This is a genomic window from Streptomyces sp. NPDC001220, from assembly GCF_053597895.1.
In genome coordinates this window covers 13,983-32,782 of the sequence record NZ_JBSFJE010000011.1, presented here as the reverse complement: position 1 = coordinate 32,782, position 18,800 = coordinate 13,983, and the positions used below count along the sequence as shown (strand labels likewise).

At 72.3% G+C, this 18,800-nt stretch carries 23 protein-coding genes; 7 read left to right on the top strand and 16 right to left on the bottom strand.

From position 1 onward, the window contains the following. The first annotated feature begins 4 nt into the window (after positions 1-4). The 5 genes from ACWDGI_RS25585 to ACWDGI_RS25565 are packed head-to-tail and all read left to right on the top strand — an operon-like array spanning position 5 to position 5,640. Positions 5-1,180, top strand: a complete 1,176-nt coding sequence (locus ACWDGI_RS25585) for an ADP-ribosylglycohydrolase family protein (protein ID WP_450762691.1) — start codon at positions 5-7, stop codon at positions 1,178-1,180. Then, positions 1,168-2,733: an ADP-ribosylglycohydrolase family protein gene (locus ACWDGI_RS25580; RefSeq protein WP_450762689.1), complete on the top strand. Its 1,566-nt coding sequence runs from the start codon at positions 1,168-1,170 to the stop codon at positions 2,731-2,733. Before ACWDGI_RS25585 ends, ACWDGI_RS25580 begins: the two co-directional genes overlap by 13 nt. Then, the gene (gene rbsK / locus ACWDGI_RS25575; protein ID WP_450762687.1) at positions 2,730-3,623 is read left to right on the top strand and encodes a ribokinase; all 894 of its coding nucleotides are present in this window, start codon (positions 2,730-2,732) and stop codon (positions 3,621-3,623) included. The genes ACWDGI_RS25580 and rbsK overlap by 4 nt, the downstream gene beginning before the upstream one ends. Then, entirely contained in the window at positions 3,620-4,822 is a 1,203-nt protein-coding gene (locus tag ACWDGI_RS25570) for a CaiB/BaiF CoA transferase family protein (protein ID WP_351695161.1), read from the top strand. The genes rbsK and ACWDGI_RS25570 overlap by 4 nt, the downstream gene beginning before the upstream one ends. Beyond that, entirely contained in the window at positions 4,819-5,640 is an 822-nt protein-coding gene (locus ACWDGI_RS25565) for an HpcH/HpaI aldolase/citrate lyase family protein (RefSeq protein WP_450762684.1), read from the top strand. Before ACWDGI_RS25570 ends, ACWDGI_RS25565 begins: the two co-directional genes overlap by 4 nt. 284 nt (positions 5,641-5,924) lie before the next feature. On the opposite strand, the gene lgt is transcribed toward ACWDGI_RS25565, so the two are convergent. From lgt to hisI, 11 genes are all read right to left on the bottom strand, one after another. Next, positions 5,925-6,947, bottom strand: a complete 1,023-nt coding sequence (lgt, locus tag ACWDGI_RS25560) for a prolipoprotein diacylglyceryl transferase (protein ID WP_450762682.1) — start codon at positions 6,945-6,947, stop codon at positions 5,925-5,927. A 91-nt stretch (positions 6,948-7,038) separates the two neighbouring features. Next, the gene (locus ACWDGI_RS25555) at positions 7,039-7,815 is read right to left on the bottom strand and encodes a DsbA family protein (RefSeq protein WP_450762680.1); all 777 of its coding nucleotides are present in this window, start codon (positions 7,813-7,815) and stop codon (positions 7,039-7,041) included. Positions 7,816-7,902: 87 nt separating this feature from the next. Continuing rightward, complete coding sequence (gene trpA / locus ACWDGI_RS25550) at positions 7,903-8,721, bottom strand: tryptophan synthase subunit alpha (protein WP_450762678.1); 819 nt, start codon at positions 8,719-8,721, stop codon at positions 7,903-7,905. After that, a complete protein-coding gene (gene trpB / locus ACWDGI_RS25545) occupies positions 8,718-10,001 on the bottom strand; it encodes a tryptophan synthase subunit beta (protein WP_450762676.1) in 1,284 nt (427 codons plus the stop codon). Before trpB ends, trpA begins: the two co-directional genes overlap by 4 nt. A gap of 72 nt (positions 10,002-10,073) precedes the next feature. Then, positions 10,074-10,271, bottom strand: a complete 198-nt coding sequence (trpM, locus tag ACWDGI_RS25540; protein WP_450762674.1) for a tryptophan biosynthesis modulator TrpM — start codon at positions 10,269-10,271, stop codon at positions 10,074-10,076. Positions 10,272-10,292: 21 nt separating this feature from the next. Continuing rightward, the gene (trpC, locus tag ACWDGI_RS25535) at positions 10,293-11,102 is read right to left on the bottom strand and encodes an indole-3-glycerol phosphate synthase TrpC (RefSeq protein WP_450762672.1); all 810 of its coding nucleotides are present in this window, start codon (positions 11,100-11,102) and stop codon (positions 10,293-10,295) included. A gap of 155 nt (positions 11,103-11,257) precedes the next feature. Continuing rightward, complete coding sequence (locus ACWDGI_RS25530) at positions 11,258-11,704, bottom strand: DUF2752 domain-containing protein (protein ID WP_450762670.1); 447 nt, start codon at positions 11,702-11,704, stop codon at positions 11,258-11,260. Between the two features lie 85 nt (positions 11,705-11,789). Continuing rightward, positions 11,790-12,050 (bottom strand): HGxxPAAW family protein, encoded by a 261-nt coding sequence (locus tag ACWDGI_RS25525; RefSeq protein WP_450762668.1) that lies wholly within the window; start codon positions 12,048-12,050, stop codon positions 11,790-11,792. Positions 12,051-12,340: 290 nt separating this feature from the next. Then, positions 12,341-12,982, bottom strand: a complete 642-nt coding sequence (locus ACWDGI_RS25520; RefSeq protein ID WP_450762666.1) for a TIGR02234 family membrane protein — start codon at positions 12,980-12,982, stop codon at positions 12,341-12,343. 51 nt (positions 12,983-13,033) lie between these two features. Next, the gene (locus tag ACWDGI_RS25515; RefSeq protein WP_450762664.1) at positions 13,034-14,521 is read right to left on the bottom strand and encodes an anthranilate synthase component I; all 1,488 of its coding nucleotides are present in this window, start codon (positions 14,519-14,521) and stop codon (positions 13,034-13,036) included. An 11-nt stretch (positions 14,522-14,532) separates the two neighbouring features. Continuing rightward, on the bottom strand, positions 14,533-14,937 hold the full coding sequence (gene hisI / locus ACWDGI_RS25510; RefSeq protein ID WP_450762662.1) for a phosphoribosyl-AMP cyclohydrolase: 405 nt from the start codon (positions 14,935-14,937) through the stop codon (positions 14,533-14,535). A gap of 82 nt (positions 14,938-15,019) precedes the next feature. Here hisI and ACWDGI_RS25505 point away from each other — a divergent pair, with 82 nt between their 5' ends. Further along, positions 15,020-15,655, top strand: a complete 636-nt coding sequence (locus tag ACWDGI_RS25505; protein WP_450762660.1) for a TIGR03085 family metal-binding protein — start codon at positions 15,020-15,022, stop codon at positions 15,653-15,655. A 10-nt stretch (positions 15,656-15,665) separates the two neighbouring features. Continuing rightward, positions 15,666-16,064 (top strand): VOC family protein, encoded by a 399-nt coding sequence (locus tag ACWDGI_RS25500; RefSeq protein WP_450762658.1) that lies wholly within the window; start codon positions 15,666-15,668, stop codon positions 16,062-16,064. A gap of 57 nt (positions 16,065-16,121) precedes the next feature. On the opposite strand, the gene hisF is transcribed toward ACWDGI_RS25500, so the two are convergent. Genes hisF through ACWDGI_RS25475 form a run of 5 tightly spaced genes read right to left on the bottom strand, consistent with a single transcriptional unit; the run spans position 16,122 to position 18,796 of the window. Further along, positions 16,122-16,877, bottom strand: coding sequence for an imidazole glycerol phosphate synthase subunit HisF (hisF, locus tag ACWDGI_RS25495; protein WP_450762656.1), 756 nt, complete (start codon positions 16,875-16,877; stop codon positions 16,122-16,124). Further along, positions 16,874-17,272 (bottom strand): RidA family protein, encoded by a 399-nt coding sequence (locus ACWDGI_RS25490; protein WP_384481035.1) that lies wholly within the window; start codon positions 17,270-17,272, stop codon positions 16,874-16,876. Before ACWDGI_RS25490 ends, hisF begins: the two co-directional genes overlap by 4 nt. Further along, positions 17,269-17,994, bottom strand: coding sequence for a bifunctional 1-(5-phosphoribosyl)-5-((5-phosphoribosylamino)methylideneamino)imidazole-4-carboxamide isomerase/phosphoribosylanthranilate isomerase PriA (priA, locus tag ACWDGI_RS25485; protein ID WP_351732568.1), 726 nt, complete (start codon positions 17,992-17,994; stop codon positions 17,269-17,271). The genes ACWDGI_RS25490 and priA overlap by 4 nt, the downstream gene beginning before the upstream one ends. Next, complete coding sequence (hisH, locus tag ACWDGI_RS25480; RefSeq protein WP_450762653.1) at positions 17,991-18,641, bottom strand: imidazole glycerol phosphate synthase subunit HisH; 651 nt, start codon at positions 18,639-18,641, stop codon at positions 17,991-17,993. The genes priA and hisH overlap by 4 nt, the downstream gene beginning before the upstream one ends. Further along, the gene (locus ACWDGI_RS25475; RefSeq protein WP_351732562.1) at positions 18,632-18,796 is read right to left on the bottom strand and encodes a hypothetical protein; all 165 of its coding nucleotides are present in this window, start codon (positions 18,794-18,796) and stop codon (positions 18,632-18,634) included. Before ACWDGI_RS25475 ends, hisH begins: the two co-directional genes overlap by 10 nt. Positions 18,797-18,800: the final 4 nt, after the last annotated feature.

The following is an 18,800-nucleotide window of genomic DNA, read 5'->3' as shown; positions in this document are numbered from 1 at the left end:
GTTCATGACGCCCAAAGCACAAGAAAGCACCGGCGCTTCGCTGGACGAACGGATCACCGGAGCCCTCGTCGGGGCCGCTGTCGGCGACGCCCTCGGCGGTCCGGTCGAGGGCTACTCCCCCGACCAGATCCTCGAACGCCACGGCGGCCGCGTGCACGGCATCGTCGGCCCCTGGAACGGCGACGCCTGGCGCACCGCCCGCCCCATCGCCCCGTACCACAAGGGCGACGGGCACGTCACCGACGACACCTTGATGACCCATGCGCTGGTACGGGTGTACGACCGCGTCCGCGACCACCTCGACGCGTACGCGATCGCCGACCACCTGGTCCCCGACCTGATGACCAACCCCCGCTGGATCCCGGAGCTGGAGACCGAGACCATCCCCCTCCAGCGGATCTTCCTCGCCGAGAAGTGGCTGGCGACCCGCCTGCACTACGGCCATGTCGACCCCCGCGAGGCCGGCACCGGCAACATCGTCAACTGCGGCGCCGCGATGTACATGGCCCCGGTCGGCCTGGTCAACGCGGCGAACCCGCGGGCCGCGTACGCCGAGGCCGTGGACATCGCCGGCGCCCATCAGTCGTCGTACGGCAGGGAGGCGGCGGGCGTCTTCGCGGCGGCGGTCGCGGCGGCGACGGCGCCCGGCGCGACACCGGACTCCGTGGTCGGCGCCTGCCTGTCCAGGGCGAAGGACGGCACCCGCGAGGCCATCGAACGCGTCTGTGAAACGGCGGCGAACCACTCCGACTTCGAGTCCGCGCTCGCCCCCCTCCGCGAGGCGATCGCCCCCTACGACACGGTGGGCCCCGACTACCGGTCCCCCTCCCTCGGCGCCCGCCGCCCCTCCCGTCTCCACGCGATCGAGGAACTCCCCGTCGCGCTGGGCATGTTGCTGGTGGCGGGCGGCGACTACCGGCACGCCGTCCTCGGCTCCGTCAACTACGGCCGGGACTGCGACTCGATCGCGACGATGGCGGGTGCGATCGCCGGGGCGCTGGGTTCCGCCGTACCGGAGGAGTGGTCGAAGCAGGTCGCCGAGGCGAGCCGCCTCGACCTCTGGGAGCCCCCTCGCACGCTGGCCGCCGTGACCAGGGAGGTCTTCCTCCGCGACACGGATCTCCGGCGTGCCCACGAGGAGTCCTTCGCTCGCCTCGGGGGCCCGGGATGCTCCGCCTGACCTGGGTCCAGCCGGAGGACCTGCTGGGCCATGAGATCCGCCAGGCCCGGCAGGACGGCCGGGAGCCCGGCGCGGTCGCGGCGCGCTGGAAGGCGGCGGGGGGCGCGGACGCGCCGGACCGGGCGGGGGCGTCACCGGACCGCGCGTCCCGCTACCTGCGCCAGCTGGCGGAGGACCTGCTGGACGAACTCGCCGACCTGCCGAGCCGGTTGAACGAGCCGACGGACCTGGCCGAGATCAAGGCGCTGTGTCCGGAGTGGCCGTCTGCGTCACGGGGAGGGCGGTGCGGACCGTCGTGCGACTGCGGGTGCGATGTGGTCGCTCGCGCAGTTCCCCGCCCCCCTGACGGGGCGCTGCCGAGCCGCGTCTCACACAGCTGCGGGCAGTCGTGCCGCTCGGGCGATGCGGGTTCCCCCGCTGGAGCGGAGCCGAGAGTGGGGGAGGGTGGGCGCGGCGGCACCCGGCCGGCGCCGGTAAGCGACACTCCCGCCGCTCCCACCCCCCGCACCTACCACGCCGCCTGGCTCGGCAGAGCCGTTGGCTGTCTTCTCGGCAAACCCGTCGAGAAACTCCCCCTCCACGCCATCCGTGAACTCGCCCAAGCAGCCGGCAACTGGCCCCTGAACCACTACTTCACCGCTCGCGGCGTCCCCGCCGAGCTCCTCGCCGCCCACCCCTGGAACCGCCGCTCAGCCGCCACCTCCCTCGTCGAGAACATCGACGGCATGCCCGAGGACGACGATCTCAACTACCCCCTCCTCAACCTCCTCCTGCTCCAGCGCCACACCAGAGCCTTCACCACCACCGACGTAGCCGCCCTCTGGCTCGACGAACTCCCCGCCGGCCGCACCTTCACCGCCGAGCGCGTCGCCTACCGCAACCTCCTCACCGGCGTCGAACCGCCGCACACCGCCCGCCACCGCAACCCCTTCCGCGAGTGGATCGGCGCCCTGATCCGCGCCGACGTGCACGGCTGGACCAACCCCGGCGACCCGGCCGCCGCGGCCGAGCAGGCCCATCGCGACGCCGCCCTCACCCACACGGCCAACGGCGTCTACGCGGCGATGTTCACGGCGGCCACCATCGCCACCGCCGCCACCGGAACCCACGACATCCACGCCTGCCTCCGCTCCGGCCGTACGGTGATCCCGCCCCGGTCCCGCCTGGCCCAGGCGATCGACCGGGCGATCCGGCTCGCCGAGACCCACGAGGACTTCGAGGCCGTCGTGGCGGAGCTCCACCGCACCCACTCCCCCACCCACCACTGGGTGCACGCCATTCCCAACACCGCGCTGATCGCCGCCGCCCTCACCCACGCGGACGGCGACTTCACCGGCTCCGTCTGCCGTGCGGTGAGCGGCGGCTGGGACACCGACTCGAACGGCGCGACGGCCGGCTCGGTCGCCGGGCTGCTCGCCGGCGACCCCGACGCCCTCCCCGACCGCTGGACGACCCCGCTCAAGAACCGACTCGCCACCTCCGTCGCCGGCTTCGACGGCACCGGCTTCGACACCCTCGCCCACCTCACCCACCTGGAGGCGACCCGCCCATGACCCAGATCGCCGTACTCGGCAGCACGAACATGGACCTCGTCGCGTACGTCGAGAAGGCCCCGCAGCTCGGCGAGACCGTGACCGGACGGGAGTTCCGTACGATCCCCGGCGGCAAGGGCGCCAACCAGGCGATCGCCGCCGCCCGCGCGGGCGCCACCGTCTCGATGATCGGCGCGGTCGGCCATGACGCCTACGGCGTCCGGATGCGGGACACCCTCGAACACTCCGGCGTGGACACAGATTCACTGCGCACGATCGAGGGCCCCTCCGGCACCGCGCACATCGTCGTGGACGACGAGGGCGGCAACGCGATCGTCGTGATCCCCGGCGCGAACGGCACCGTCGACCATCTCGCCCCCGGCGACGAGGGCGTCATCGCCTCCGCCGACACCCTCCTGCTCCAACTGGAGATCCCGCTGCCCGCGGTCGTCGCCGGTGCGCAGGCCGCCCGCCGGCACGGCGTCCGGACCATCCTCACCCCGTCCCCCACCCGCCCCCTGCCCTCCGAACTCCTCGAGAACATCGACCTGTTGGTGCCCAACGAGCGCGAGGCCGCCGACCTCACCGACCGCGCAGACCCGCGCGACGCGGCGGCCGCCCTGCTCGGCCTGGTGCCGCAGGTCGTGGTCACCCTGGGCGCCGCCGGCTGCCTCTACCTCACCCGTGACGCGGCGCCCCTCGTCATCCCGGCGCCCCGGGTGACCGCCGTCGACTCGACGGGTGCGGGCGACACCTTCGTCGGCGCCCTCGCGGTCGCCCTGGCCGAGGAGAAACCCATCCGGGAGGCCCTGTCCTGGGCGGCGGCCGCGGCCGCACTCGCCGTGCAACGGGAGGGGGCGTCGACGTCCATGCCGTACCGTCCGGAGATCGAGACCCAGTACACCGCATGAGTACGACAACACAGCCCCAGCCGCTCGCCGGTCTGCGCGTCCTCGACCTCGCCACCCTCTTCGCCGGCCCCCTCGCCGCCACCCTGCTCGGTGACTTCGGCGCCGAGGTGGTCAAGGTCGAGCACCCCGCCAAACCCGACCCGTCCCGAGGGCACGGCCCGGCCAAGCAGGGCGTCGGCCTGTGGTGGAAGCTGCTCGGGCGCAACAAGCGGACCATCACCCTCGACCTGTCCAAGCCCGGTGGCCGAGCCACGCTGCTCCGGCTCGCCGCGACCGCCGACGTGATCGTGGAGAACTTCCGGCCCGGCACCCTGGAGAAGTGGGACCTCGGCTGGGAGGAACTCTCCGCCGCCAACCCCCGGCTGATCCTGACCCGGGTCACCGCCTTCGGCCAGTTCGGCCCCTATGCCCACCGCCCCGGCTTCGGCACCCTCGCCGAGGCGATGAGCGGCTTCGCGGCGATCACCGGCGAACCTGACGCCCCGCCCACGCTGCCGCCGTTCGGGCTCGCCGACTCCATCGCCGCACTGGCCACCGCGTACGCCGTGATGACCGCGCTCGCCGCCCGGGACCGCACCGGCGAGGGCCAGGTCGTCGACATGGCGATCATCGAACCGATCCTCACCGTCCTCGGCCCCCAGCCCACCTGGTACGACCAGCTCGGCTACGTCCAGGCGCGCACCGGCAACCGCTCCGCCAACAACGCCCCGCGCAACACCTACCGCACGGCGGACGGGACCTGGGTCGCCGTCTCCACCTCGGCCCAGTCGATCGCGGAACGCGTGCTGCGACTGGTCGGGCGCCCGGAGCTGATCGACGAGCCGTGGTTCGCGACCGGCGCCGACCGGGCAGCGCACTCCGACGTCCTCGACGCGGCCGTCGGCGACTGGATCGCCACCCGCTCCCGCGCCGAGGTGCTGGCCGAGTTCGAGAAGGCGGAGGCGGCGGTCGCCCCCATCCAGGACGTACGGGACGTGATGGACGACCCGCAGTACCTGGCGCTGGACACGATCACCACCGTCCCCGACCCGGAACTGGGGCCGCTGCGCATGCAGAACGTCCTCTTCCGGCTCTCCTCGACCCCCGGCGCGATCCGCTGGACCGGCCGCCCGCACGGTGCCGACACGGACGAGGTCCTCACCGAGCTGGGCCTGACCCCGGCCCAGCTGCTGGCCCTGCGCGAGGAGGGCGCCGTATGACCACCGCCCCCTTCCCGCTGACCTGGCTGTACGTCCCCGGTGACCGGCCGCATGTGGTCGCCAAGGCGCTGGTCTCCGGCGCGGACGTGGTGGTGGTCGACCTGGAGGACGCCGTCGCCCCCGACCGCAAGGACTGCGCCCGCGCCGCCACCGCCGACCTCCTGGCCCACCCCCAGCCGGTCCCGGTGCACGTCCGGATCAACGGCCTGGACACCCCCTGGGCCACCGCCGACCTCCAGGCCCTGCTCGGCCGTCCCGGCCTCGCCGGCCTGCGCCTCCCCAAGGTGACCAGCCCCGGCGACATCCACCACATCGCGGCCCGGACCGCCGCCCTCCCGCTCTACGCCCTGCTCGAATCGGCCCTCGGTATCGAGCACGCCTACGCCATCGCCGCCGCCCACCCCGCCCTGCGGGGCATCTCGCTCGGGGAGGCGGACCTCCAGGCCGACCTGGGCGTGTACGACGACATCGGCCTCGACTGGTCCCGTTCCCGGATCGTGGTCGCCGCCCGGGCCGCGGGCCTCGCTCCACCGCCCCAGTCGGTCCATCCCGACACCCGCGACCTCAAGGGCCTCGCCGCCTCCTGCGCCCGCGGCCGCGCCCTGGGCTTCCTGGGCCGCGCCGCCATCCACCCCCGCCAGCTCCCGATCATCGAACGCGCCTACCTCCCCACGCAGGCCGAACTGGAACAGGCCGAAAAGATCATCAAGGCGGCCACCACGGAACAGGGCGCCCAGGCCCTCCCGGACGGCAGCTTCATCGACGCGGCGGTGGTGGCGACGGCCCGCAGAACCCTGTCCCTGCTGAACCGCCGCTGACACCGACAGCCCCCAAAACCCTGCCCCCGCCAAACCGCCGCCGACGGCTCCCGGCTCCCGGCTCCCGGCTCCCAGCCGCTGATCTCCGTCGGCCCCTACCCCGGTGGGTTTCTTCCGCCGACGATCCCTTCGCCGGCCCTTCGCCGGTGGATTCCCTGCGCCGCAACAGCGAGCACCCCGGCGGCGGTGTCCGGCGGTGCCGGGCTCGCCGGGACCCGTCGGCACGTACGCGAAGAGGGCGCCCGGTTCCGTCCCGGGCGCCCTCTTCGTCGTATCGCGGCAGGTCAGCTCTTCTTGGTCGCCGACCCGGCCTCGTCCTTGGCTTTGGTCTCGTCCTCGGCTTCGGCTCCGTCTTCGGCTTCGGCCCCGTCCCCGTCCCCGGCTTCGCCCTCGCGCTCGGCCTCGCCTTCGGAAGCCTCCGCCTCGGAAGCCTCCTCGGCTTCCGCGGCCTCGGCGGCGTCGCCCGTACCGTCGGTCTCCCCGTCGGCGGCGCCCGGCTCGACCACCGCCTCCCGGCCCGGCCGCTTCTTCGCGGAGAGCACGATGTACAGCACCGCGAGCAGGAACACGATCATCGCGGTCCAGTCGTTGAGCCGCAGGCCGAGGATGTGGTGGGCGTCGTCGACGCGCATGTACTCGATCCAGCCGCGGCCCACGCAGTACGCGGCGACGTACAGCGCGAACGCCCGCCCGTGCCCGAGCTTGAACCGGCGGTCGGCCCAGATCACGAGGAAGCCGACACCGATGCACCACAGCGACTCGTAGAGGAAGGTCGGGTGGTAGTAACCGGGGACCCGGCCGCCCTCGGACGAGGTGATGTGCAGGGCCCACGGCACATGCGTCTCGCGGCCGTACAGCTCCTGGTTGAACCAGTTGCCCCAGCGGCCGATCGCCTGGGCGAAGGCGATGCCGGGGGCGATGGCGTCGGCGTAGGCCGGGAGCGGGATGCCCCGGCGCCGGCAGCCGATCCAGGCACCCACCGCGCCGAGCGCGATCGCGCCCCAGATACCGAGGCCGCCCTGCCACACCTTGAACGCGTCGACCCAGTCACGGCCCTCGCTGAAGTACAGCTCGTAGTCCGTGATCACGTGGTACAGACGCCCGCCGACCAGGCCGAACGGCACGGCCCAGACGGCGATGTCGGCCACGGTGCCGGCCCGCCCGCCCCGGGCGATCCAGCGCCTGTTTCCGAGCCAGACGGCTACGAAGACACCGATGATGATGCAGAACGCGTAGCCGCGCAGCGGAATGGGACCGAGGTGGATCACTCCGCGCGAAGGGCTGGGAATGTAGGCAAGATATTCCATGGCAGGGTCGACGCTACCGTGCCGGACCGGGCCGACGGCAACCAGCCCGGCTACGGCTCCATAACAGGGGCGTGAGAAATGCCTACCCCGCTCACCCCTTGTTGGCGTCCGCCACGAGCTGCTTCAGCTTGGCCGGGGTCATGGTCTGGTCCTGGTAGATGTTCTTGCCGTCGAGCAGAACGGTCGGGGTGCCGCCGAACTTGGCCGCCTGGAAGGCCTCGTTGGACTTCACGACCCAGGCGTTGTGCCTGCCGTCCTTGACGCATTTCTGGAACGTCGGCGTGTTCAGGCCCTGGACCTTGCCGGCCAGCTCGATCAGCTTGTCGTTGTTCGAGAAGGCGTCGTCGGTTTCCTTCGGCTGGTTCTCGTACAGCACGTCGTGGAAGTCGCGGAACTTGCCGGCGTCCTGGGCGCAGGCCGCAGCGTTGGCGGCGTTCCGGGAGCCGCTGCCGCCGAGGTTGCCGTCGATCAGCGTGACCAGGTGGTATTCGATTCTGAGCTTGCCTGAGTCGGTCAGCTCGTGGAGCGTCGGGCGGTACGCCGTCTCGAAGGCCTGGCAGGCCGGGCAGCGGAAGTCCTCCCAGATGGTGAGCGTCGCCTTGGCGTCGTCCTTGCCGACCGGGATCGCGAGGCTGTCCTTGCCCTGCGCGCCCGAGGGCGCCACGACCGGGCCCGAGCTCTTGCTGTTCTTGTCCTTGCCCGCGTTCGCGGCGATGACGCCGATCACCGCCGCCAGGCCGAGGACACAGACGACGCTCGCGCCCACGATCAGCGCGCGCCGTCGCTTCTCCGCGGACTGCTGCTTCTCGCGGTCGGCTGCGATCCGCTCGCGGGCCGTCCGCTTTCCGTCACGATTCTTCTCGCTCACACCACCAGAACGAACCGGGGAGGCGCACCGCGCCTCCCCGGTCCCAGGTCCACCCGTTCGAGTGACCGGATGGTCCGTGGTGTTCCGTCAGGCCTGTCCGCGCACGCCCTTCGCCAGGTCACCGGCGAGTTCCCGGACGGCCACCACGCCGGCCGCGTCGTCCGGCGCGTCCAGCATCCGCTTCACGAAGGCCGAGCCGACGATCACCCCGTCGGCGAAGCCGGCGACCTCGGCGGCCTGGGCCGCGTCGGAGACACCGAGGCCGACGCAGACGGGCAGCCCGGTGCCGGTGACCCGGGTGCGTTCCACCAGGTTCTGGGCCTGTGCGCCGACCGATGCCCGGGTGCCCGTGACGCCCATCAGGGAGGCCGCGTAGACGAAGCCGCTGCCGGCCGCCGTAATCTGCGCGAGCCGCTCGTCCTTGCTGCTGGGCGCCACGACGAAGACCGTCGCGAGGCCGTGCTTCTCGGCGTGCTCCCTCCACAGGGCCGACTCCTGGACGGGCAGGTCGGGCAGGATGCAGCCCGCGCCGCCCGCCTCGGCCAGCTCGGCGGTGAAGCGCTCGACGCCGTAGCGGTCGATGGGGTTCCAGTACGTCATGACGAGGATCGGCTTGCCGGTGGCCGCGTAGGCCTCCTCGACCGTGCGCATGACGTCCGCGATCTTGACGCCGCCGCGCAGGGCGATGTCGTCGGCGGTCTGGATGACCGGGCCGTCGAGCACCGGGTCGCTGTGCGGCAGCCCGACCTCGACGACGTCCGCGCCGCCGTCCAGGACGGCCTTGATCGCCTCGATGCCGCCGGCCACGGTCGGGAACCCGGCCGGGAGGTAGGCGATGAGCGCGGAGCGGCCTTCGGCCTTGGCACCGGCGAGGGTGTCGGACAGCAGCTGAATGTTCCCGCTCACTTGGCGTCCCCTTCGATCTCGGCGGTGGCGGTGGCGTCGGCGGCGACCTCGGCGTCGGTGTCGTACAGCCCGAAGTAGCGCGCGGCGGTGTCCATGTCCTTGTCGCCACGGCCGGACAGGTTGACGACGATCAGCCCGTCCTTGCCGAGCTCGCGGCCGACCTCCAGGGCGCCGGCGAGGGCGTGCGCGCTCTCGATGGCCGGGATGATGCCCTCGGTGCGGGACAGCAGGCGCAGGGCCTGCATGGCCGCGTCGTCGGTGACCGCGCGGTACTCGCCGCGGCCGGAGTCCTTGAGGTAGGAGTGCTCCGGGCCGATGCCCGGGTAGTCCAGACCGGCCGAGATCGAGTACGGCTCGGTGATCTGGCCCTCGTCGTCCTGGAGGACGTAGGAGCGGGAGCCGTGCAGGATGCCGGGCTCGCCGGCGGTGAGGGTGGCCGCGTGCTCGCCGGTCTCGATGCCGTGCCCCGCGGGCTCGCAGCCGATGAGGCGGACGCCCTCGTCGGGGATGAAGGCGTGGAAGAGGCCGATGGCGTTGGAGCCGCCGCCGACGCAGGCGATCGCCGCGTCGGGGAGGCGGCCGGCCCGCTCCAGGAGCTGGCGGCGGGCCTCGACGCCGATGACCCGGTGGAAGTCGCGGACCATGGCCGGGAAGGGGTGCGGGCCCGCGACCGTACCGAAGAGGTAGTGCGTGTGGTCGACGTTGGCCACCCAGTCGCGGAACGCCTCGTTGATGGCGTCCTTCAGGGTGCGGCTGCCGGACTTCACCGCGATGACCTCGGCGCCGAGCATGCGCATCCGGGCCACGTTCAGGGCCTGGCGCCGGGTGTCGATCTCGCCCATGTAGATGGTGCAGTCGAGGCCGAACAGCGCGCAGGCGGTGGCCGTCGCCACGCCGTGCTGGCCGGCGCCGGTCTCCGCGATCACGCGGGTCTTGCCCATGCGCCTGGTGAGCAGGGCCTGGCCGAGCACGTTGTTGATCTTGTGCGAGCCGGTGTGGTTGAGGTCCTCGCGCTTGAGAAAGATCCGGGCGCCACCCGCTTCCGCGGCGAACCGGGGGACCTCGGTGAGCGCCGACGGACGGCCCGTGTAGTTGAGGAGCAGGTCATCGAGCTCGCGGGCGAACTCGGGGTCGTGCTTGGCCTTGTCGTATTCGACGGCCACCTCGTCCACGGCCGCCACGAGGGCCTCCGGGATGAACTTGCCGCCGAACGCGCCGAAGTAGCCCTCGACGCTGGGCACCTGGCCGGTGGGGTCAGGGAAGAAGAAGTCGCTGGGCATGCGAAAACCTCACGGTGAGTGTGTGAAAGGACACTGTTCGCCGTGGGGCGAGAGGTTGTCGGCTGACCGCCGTCAGTGGCTGATCGCGCAGTTCCCCGCGCCCCTGACGGGGCGCTGCCATCGACGTCCGTTCACCTGTCCCGGTTCGTCGCCGATGACGTACCGCACCCGGCGGCCGTGGACACGCCGCGCCGGGGCTCGGCAGCCCCTCGGGCGGCAGCCGCGCGCCAGGCGGGCGTACCGGTCCACGGTCGTCACGGTGAGAGTCATCGGGGTCAGCCTAGCGGGTGATCAGGGGCGGCCGTGCCGGAGCGCGGGGTGTTCGCCCGCCGCCACCAGGTCGGCCACCGCCGACTTGGGGTCGCGGCCGGTCACCAGGGACTCGCCGACCAGGACCGCGTCGGCGCCCGCGTTGGCGTAGGCGATGAGGTCGTGCGGGCCGCGGACGCCGGACTCGGCGACCTTGACCACGGTGTCGGGGATCTCCGGGGCGACCCGCTCGAAGGTGGAGCGGTCGACCTCCAGGGTCTTCAGGTTGCGCGCGTTGACGCCGATCACCTTGGCGCCCGCGTCCACCGCGCGCTCGACCTCGTCCTCGTCGTGCACCTCGACGATCGGGGTGAGGCCGATGGAGACCGCGCGCTCGATCAGCGACTCCAGAGCCGGCTGGTCGAGGGCGGCGACGATCAGCAGCGCGAGGTCGGCGCCGTACGCGCGGGCCTCCCACAGCTGGTACGACGTGACGATGAAGTCCTTGCGCAGGACCGGGATGTCCACACGGGCCCGGACCGCCTCCAGGTCGGCCAGCGAGCCGCCGAAGCGGCGCTGCTCGGTCAGGACCGAGATGACGGCCGCGCCGCCCGCCTCGTAGTCCGCGGCGAGCCCGGCCGGGTCGGCGATCGCGGCCAGCGCGCCCTTGGACGGGCTGGAGCGCTTGACCTCGCAGATCACCTTGACGCCCTCACCGCGCAGTGCGGCAACGCCGTCCTTGGCGGCCGGCGCCTTCGCCGCGCGCTCCTTGAGCTCGTCGAGGCTGACGCGCGCCTGCCGCTCCGCGAGGTCGGCACGGACTCCGTCGATGATCTCGTCGAGCACACTCACGCGAGCGGTCCCCTTCCGGTTCCGGACGGTTCTTCCGATCGGGTCGAAACCCTTGCGGGTCAAAACCCATGGTCATATCGATGGTATCCGCAGGATGGCGCCGACCTCGCATCCGGCCGAGGCCCGGTCCCACTACCTGGACTTTTGCCAGTTGATCAAGGATGCAACCAGCCGACGAAGGGCAGGTTCCGGACAACGGTGAAGACCAGCAGCAACGCGCCCAGGGTCCACATCGGGACCGGCCTGAGCTCGATCCGGACGGGCCGGCCGCGTGCCGCGCGCGCCACCCAGACGGTCCACACCACGGCGAAGGCCAGATAGGCGGCCACGCCCGCCGCGTTGTCCCGCAGCGCGGCCGGGAAGTCGCCGTGGATGAACGCGTGCGCGCTGCGCAGGCCGCCGCAGCCGGGGCAGTACAGGCCGGTGAGCCGGTAGAGGGGGCAGACCGGGTAGTGGCCGGGCTGGTTGGGGTCGACCGTGCCGACGTAGGCGAAGGCCCCGACGACGGCGGCCAGCACCCCCGCGGGCACGGCCAGCCGTCCGCGCAGCGAGGGCGGCGCCGGGGCGGCTGCGCTGGAGGTGTCGGCGTTCACGCCTCGCATTGTGCCCCGTACGGTCGGCACATGCGCGCGAGGGGCGGCCCGATGTCTCGGGACGCCCCTCGGGAAGCGCTGCGGGCGCTGCCGATCAGCCCTCGGCGGCGACCGGCTCGCGGGTGACCGCCGGGGCGCTGTGCGCCGTCACCAGGGCGGTCTGCTTCGGCATGCCGAGGCCCATGGCACGCATGATCATGCCGACCACGCCACCGAGGACCACGATCACCATGCCGGCCCAGAAGCCCACCGGCTGGGCCATCACCATGAAGGCGCCCGCGACGCAGAAACCGATGAAGGCGATGGTGACGCCCGTCCAGGCGGCCGGGGTGTGACCGTGGCTGCTGCCCGCCATGACTTGCTCCTCGTTAGCTGGTGCGTGTCGTACGTGCCGTCCGTGGCCGCGCTCGTACGGGTCCGTTCCGGACGCTCGACTTCCATTGTCACGTACGCGCGGGCCTGCCGTGAGCGGGGGTGGCGTCTGATTCGCCACATCGGTATCCGGCCCCGCGAGGCTCAGCGCCCCGAAAGGGGGGCGTGAAGCTGTGTTCGATGTGCGATTCCACCGCGTGGACGCGACCGGCCACGCGGTGGAATCGCACCGCAGGCGACCGGCGGCCCCTCACGGCGCCACCGGCGAAGCGCTCAGGCGCCCGTGGGGTCCTCGCCCCGGTCCAGGGCCTTCCAGATGTCCTCGGGCCGGTCCGGGTCGACCGGCTTCGGCGCACGGCGCGGCCGCTCCGCGCCCGTGCCGCGCTCGTAGCGGCCGGACATGGCGGGCCAGAGACGGCCGTAGCGCAGCGCGAGCAGTCCGGCGATCAGGATGAGCGCGCCGCCTGCCGCGGCGACGTACGGCCAGCCGGTGTGGCTGAGGGCGTCGACCGCGGCGGAGGTGTCGCCGCTGGCCTGGGCGGCCTTCTCGTCCAGCGCGGAGCCGTCGGAGGCGCCCGCCAGGGCGGCGACGACGATACCGGCGCCGGAGAGCGCGAGGAGCCCGGAGACCAGGAAGCGGCCGGCCCTGCGGACGGCGAAGACGGCGACGAGCGCGGCGAGGCCCACTATGGCGAGGGCCGCGGGAACGCCCGTGACGTCGCTGCCCTTGACGGTCAGCGGGAAGTTGCCACCGGCCACCGTCGCGGTGCCCTCCGCCCAGCGCTGCCGGCTGGACAGCAGGGCCACGGCCGCGCCGAGCGCACCGAACAACAGCGCGACGGCGAGGCTGCGGCGGCCGGACCCGGCGGGTGCGGCTTCGGAACGGGGGTGAGGAACGGCAGTCACGTACTCCACTATCGCTTGAACCCCGGGCGAACGGTCACCCGGGGTTGGGTGAGAAGCGCCCTACTTGCCCAGTCTGTTGGCCGTGTGCACCGCGCGCAGCACCGCCGCCGCCTTGTTGCGGCACTCCTGGTCCTCCGCGACCGGGCTGGAGTCGGCGACGATGCCCGCGCCCGCCTGGACGTACGCCGTGCCGTCCCGCAGCAGGGCGGTACGGATGGCGATCGCGGTGTCGGAGTCGCCGGCGAAGTCGAGGTAGCCGACGCAGCCGCCGTACAACCCCCTTCGGGACGGCTCCAGTTCGTCGATGATCTGCATCGCCCGGGGCTTGGGGGCGCCGGAGAGGGTGCCGGCCGGGAAGCAGGCGGTGAGGACGTCGAAGGCGGTGCGGCCCTCGGAGACCTTTCCGGTGACCGTCGAGACGATGTGCATGACGTGCGAGTACCGCTCGACGGACATGAAGTCGACGACCTCGACGGAGCCCGGTTCGCAGACCCGCCCCAGGTCGTTGCGTCCGAGGTCGACGAGCATCAGGTGCTCGGCGCGCTCCTTGGGGTCGGCCATCAGCTCGTCGGCGAGGTCCTGGTCCTCGCGCGGGGTGGCCCCGCGCGGCCGGGTGCCGGCGATGGGGTGGACCATGGCCCGCCCGTCCTCGACCTTGACCAGGGCCTCGGGGGACGATCCGACGACGTCGAAGCCCTCGAAGCGGAAGAGGTACATGTACGGCGAGGGGTTGGTCGCCCGCAGGACGCGGTAGACGTCCAGCGCGCTCGCCGTGCACGGGGTCTCGAAGCGCTGCGAGGGGACGACCTGGAAGGCCTCGCCCGCGCGGATGCGCTCCTTGATGTCCTCGACCGCGGCCTGGAAGTCGGGGCCGCCCCACAGGGCGGTGTACTCGGGGAGCTCGGAGGCGGGCAGGGCGGCCGGGGGCTGGGCGACCGGGCGGGAGAGGTCGGCCTCCATGGCGTCCAGGCGGGCGATCGCGTCGGTGTAGGCCTCGTCGACGCCGGTGTCGAGGTCGTTGTGGTTGATCGCGTTGGCGATCAGCAGGACCGAGCCCTCCCAGTGGTCCATCACCGCGAGGTCGCTGGTGAGGAGCATGGTCAGCTCGGGCAGCCCGAGGTCGTCCCGCTCCCCCGGGCCGATCTTCTCCAGGCGGCGCACGATGTCGTAGCCCAGATAGCCGACCATGCCGCCGGTGAACGGGGGCAGGTCCTCCGTGTGCGGGGTGTGCAGGGCCTCGATGGTGGCGCGCAGGGCGGCCAGCGGGTCCCCGTCGACGGGCACGCCGACCGGCGGGACGCCGAGCCAGTGGGCCTGGCCGTCACGGGCGGTGAGAGTGGCCGCGGAACGGACGCCCACGAACGAGTAGCGAGACCATTGGAAGGCCGTGCGGCCGTTCTCGGCGGACTCCAGCAGGAAGGTGCCGGGGCGCTCGGCGGCGAGCTTGCGGTAGAGCGCGACCGGGGTGTCGCCGTCGGCGAGGAGCTTGCGGGTGACCGGGATGACACGCCGGTCGGTCGCCAGCTTGCGGAAGGTCTCCAGTTCCATGGCGGCAGACCTTACTGATCGGAGGCCGGGACGCCGGAATCGGCGCCCTTCTTGAGGAGCACGTCGGCGTCGAAGCAGGTGCGGTCGCCGGTGTGGCAGGCGGCGCCCACCTGGTCGACCTTGACCAGCAGGGTGTCGGCGTCGCAGTCGAGGGCGACGGACCTGACCCACTGGAAGTGACCGGAGGTGTCGCCCTTGACCCAGTACTCCTGGCGGCTGCGCGACCAGTAGGTGCAGCGGCCGGTGGTGAGGGTGCGGTGCAACGCCTCGTCGTCCATCCAGCCGAGCATCAGTACCTCGCCCGTGTCGTACTGCTGGGCGATGGCGGGCACGAGGCCGTCGGCGCTGCGCTTGAGGCGGGCGGCGATCTCCGGGGCGAGGCCGCTGGGTGGGGGCGTACCGGTCGTACTGGTCATGGGTGCCATTGTGCCGCGCGGCACCGGCAGTCACGGACCGTGTCCACTGTCCGGACCGTGCGTGGGGCCGTAGGCTGGCAGCATGTCGACCTTCGCCAAGCGTGAACGGCTTCTGCTCGCCGACCTCTTGGAGACCGCCGGTCCCGAGGCACCGACCCTCTGCGAGGGCTGGGTGACCCGTGATCTGGCCGCGCACGTGGTGGTGCGCGAGCGCCGGCCGGACGCGGCCGGGGGCGCGCTGATCAAGCAGCTCGCGCCCCGCCTGGAGAAGGTGATGGCCGAGTTCGCCGCGAAGCCGTACGAGGAGCTGATCCAGCTGATCCGTACCGGCCCGCCGCGGTTCTCGCCGTTCCAGCTCAAGCAGGTCGACGAGGCGGCCAACACGGTGGAGTTCTACGTCCACACGGAGGACGTCCGCCGCGCCCAGCCGGACTGGGCGCCGCGTGAGCTGGACCCGGTCTTCCAGGACGCCCTGTGGTCCCGTCTGGAGCGCACCGCACGGCTGCTGGGCAGGGGTGTGCCGACGGGCCTGGTGCTGCGCCGTCCGGACGGCCAGACGGCCGTCGCGCATCGCGGCGCCCCGGTGGTGACGGTGACCGGCGAGCCCTCCGAGCTGCTGATGTTCTCCTTCGGCCGGCAGAACGCGGCGAAGGTCGCGGTGGACGGCGACGAGAACGCGATCGCCAAGCTGCACGAGTCCAAGCAGCTGGGCATCTGAGGAGCCCGCGATGATCAAGGTCGCGATGACCAACGTCTTCGTCGACGACGTCGTCAAGGCGCACGCCTTCTACACCGATGTCCTCGGCTTCGAGACCCGCACCCGGCTGGACCTCGGCGGAGGCACCCTGTTCATCACGGTCGGCGCGCCCGGCGGCGCCCAGCCGGACCTCCAGCTGCTCCTGGAGCCCGGACAGGGCACCATCGCGGAGCCGTACCGCAAGGCCGTGTACGAGGCGGGCCTGCCGGCCATCGTCTTCTCGGTCGACGACATCCGCGCGGAGTACGACCGGCTGCGCGCCCTGGACGTCCGCTTCACCCACGAGCCGCAGGAACAGGGCCCGGTGATCGCGGCCGTCCTGGACGACACGGTCGGCAACCTGATCCAGCTCACCCAGCCGAAGGGCTGAGGTACCTCGGCGGGGCGGCTCGGCCCGCCGCGGCCGGGCCGGGGGCCCGGCGTGGTGTCAGCGGACGGGGTGGCCGGCTCCTCGCAGGGCCTGCTTGACCTCGCCGATGCGCAGGTCGCCGAAGTGGAAGACGGAGGCCGCGAGGACGGCGTCCGCGCCCGCCGCGACGGCGGGGGCGAAGTCGGCCAGCCTGCCGGCGCCGCCGGAGGCGATGACCGGGACGGTGACGTGCTTGCGGACGGCCGTGATCATCTCCAGGTCGTAGCCGTCCTTGGTGCCGTCCGCGTCCATCGAGTTGAGCAGGATCTCCCCCGCGCCCAGCTCGGCGGCCCGGTGCGCCCACTCGACCGCGTCGATGCCGGTGCCGCGGCGGCCGCCGTGGGTGGTGACCTCGAAGGTGCCTTCGGGGGTGCGGCGGGCGTCCACCGACAGGACCAGTACCTGCCGGCCGAAGCGTTCCGCGATCTCCCGGATCAGCTCCGGGCGCGCGATCGCCGCCGTGTTGACGCCCACCTTGTCGGCGCCGGCCCGCAGCAGCTTGTCGACGTCCTCGGCCGTGCGCACCCCGCCGCCGACGGTCAGCGGGATGAAGACCTGCTCGGCGGTGCGGCGCACCACGTCGTAGGTGGTCTCCCGGTCGCCGGAGGACGCGGTGATGTCCAGGAAGGTCAGCTCGTCGGCGCCTTCCGTGTCGTACACCTTGGCCATCTCGACCGGGTCGCCCGCGTCCCGCAGGTTCTGGAAGTTGACGCCCTTGACGACCCGGCCGTTGTCCACGTCCAGGCAGGGGATGACTCGGACCGCCAGGGTCATGCCGTGGCCTCCCCTCGGTATGCCTCCACCTCGACCTCGACGACCAGGCTGGGGTCCACGAAGCCGGAGACGATGATCATGGATGCGGCGGGCCGGACGGAGTCGAACAGCTCCTTGTGGGCGCGTCCAACATCGTCCACGTCCCGGGCATGGGTGACGTACATACGTGTCCGCACCACATCGTCACGGCCGAGGCCCAGCTGCCCCAGCGCCGCGAACGCGACGTTGAAGGAGTTGACCGTCTGCTCGTAGGGGCCGCCCCCGGCGATCTCGCCGTCCACTATGGAGGTGCAGCCGGAGACCAGTACCAGGCCGTTGGGCAGTTCCACCGCGCGGGAGTACCCGAAGGCGTCCTCCCAGGGCGCGCCCGTCGTGACACGTCGCAGCTCACTCACGGGGACACTGCCTCCAGTGCTTCTTCCAAGGTGAACGCCTTGGCGTAGAGGGCCTTTCCGACGATGGCGCCCTCGACACCGAGGGGTACCAGCTCGGCCAGCGCACGGAGGTCGTCCAGCGACGACACGCCGCCGGAGGCCACGACCGGCCGGTCGGTCGCCGCGCAGACGTTCTTGAGGAGCTCCAGGTTCGGGCCCTGGAGGGTGCCGTCCTTGGCGATGTCGGTGACGACGTAGCGCGCGCAGCCCTCCTGGTCGAGGCGGGCCAGCGTCTCGTAGAGGTCGCCGCCGTCGCGGGTCCAGCCGCGGCCGCGCAGGGTCGTGCCCTTGACGTCCAGGCCCACCGCGATCTGGTCGCCGTGCTCGGCGATGACCTTGGCGACCCACTCCGGGCTCTCCAGGGCGGCCGTGCCGAGGTTCACCCGGCGGCAGCCGGTGGCCAGGGCGGCCGCCAGCGAGGCGTCGTCCCGGATCCCACCGGACAGCTCCACCTTGATGTCCATCGCCCCGGCGACCTCGGCGATCAGCTCGCGGTTGTCGCCGGTGCCGAACGCGGCGTCCAGGTCGACCAGGTGCAGCCACTCGGCGCCCGACCGCTGCCAGGCGAGGGCGGCCTCCAGGGGGGAGCCGTAGGAGGTCTCGGTTCCCGACTCGCCGTGCACGAGGCGGACGGCCTGGCCGTCGCGGACGTCGACGGCGGGGAGGAGTTCGAGCTTGCTCACAGTGTTCCGATCCAGTTGGTGAGGAGCTGGGCGCCGGCGTCGCCGGACTTCTCGGGGTGGAACTGGGTGGCCCACAGGGCGCCGTTCTCCACGGCGGCCACGAACGGCTTGCCGTGCGTCGACCAGGTCACGAGCGGGGCGCGCAGCGCGGCGTTGTGCGTCTCCAGCGACCAGTCCTGGACGGCGTAGGAGTGCACGAAGTAGAAGCGGGCGTCGGCGTCCAGGCCCGCGAACAGCTCGGAGCCGGCCGGCACGTCCACGGTGTTCCAGCCCATGTGGGGCACGATCTCGGCCTGCAGCGGCTCGACCGAGCCGGGCCACTCGTCGAGGCCCTCGGTCTCCACGCCGTGCTCGATGCCACGCGCGAACAGGATCTGCATGCCGACGCAGATGCCCATCACCGGCCGGCCGCCGGACAGCCGCCGGTCGATGATCCAGTCCCCGCGGGCCGCGCGCAGGCCCTCCATGCAGGCGGCGAAGGCGCCGACACCCGGCACCAGCAGGCCGTCGGCGTTCATCGCCCGGTCGAAGTCACGGGTTATCTCGACGTCGGCCCCGGCGCGGGCGAGCGCCCGCTCGGCGGAGCGGACGTTCCCGAAGCCGTAGTCGAAGACGACGACCTTCTTCGCGGATCCGCTCAATTCCACACCTCCAGCCTCACGACACCCGCCACCAGGCACATCGCGGCGCCGATCGAGAGCAGCACGATCAGGCTGGTGGGCATCTTCTGCTTGACGAAGGAGATGATTCCGCCGACCAGGAAGAGGCCGACGACGATCAGTATGGTGGACAGCCCGGTCATGGCT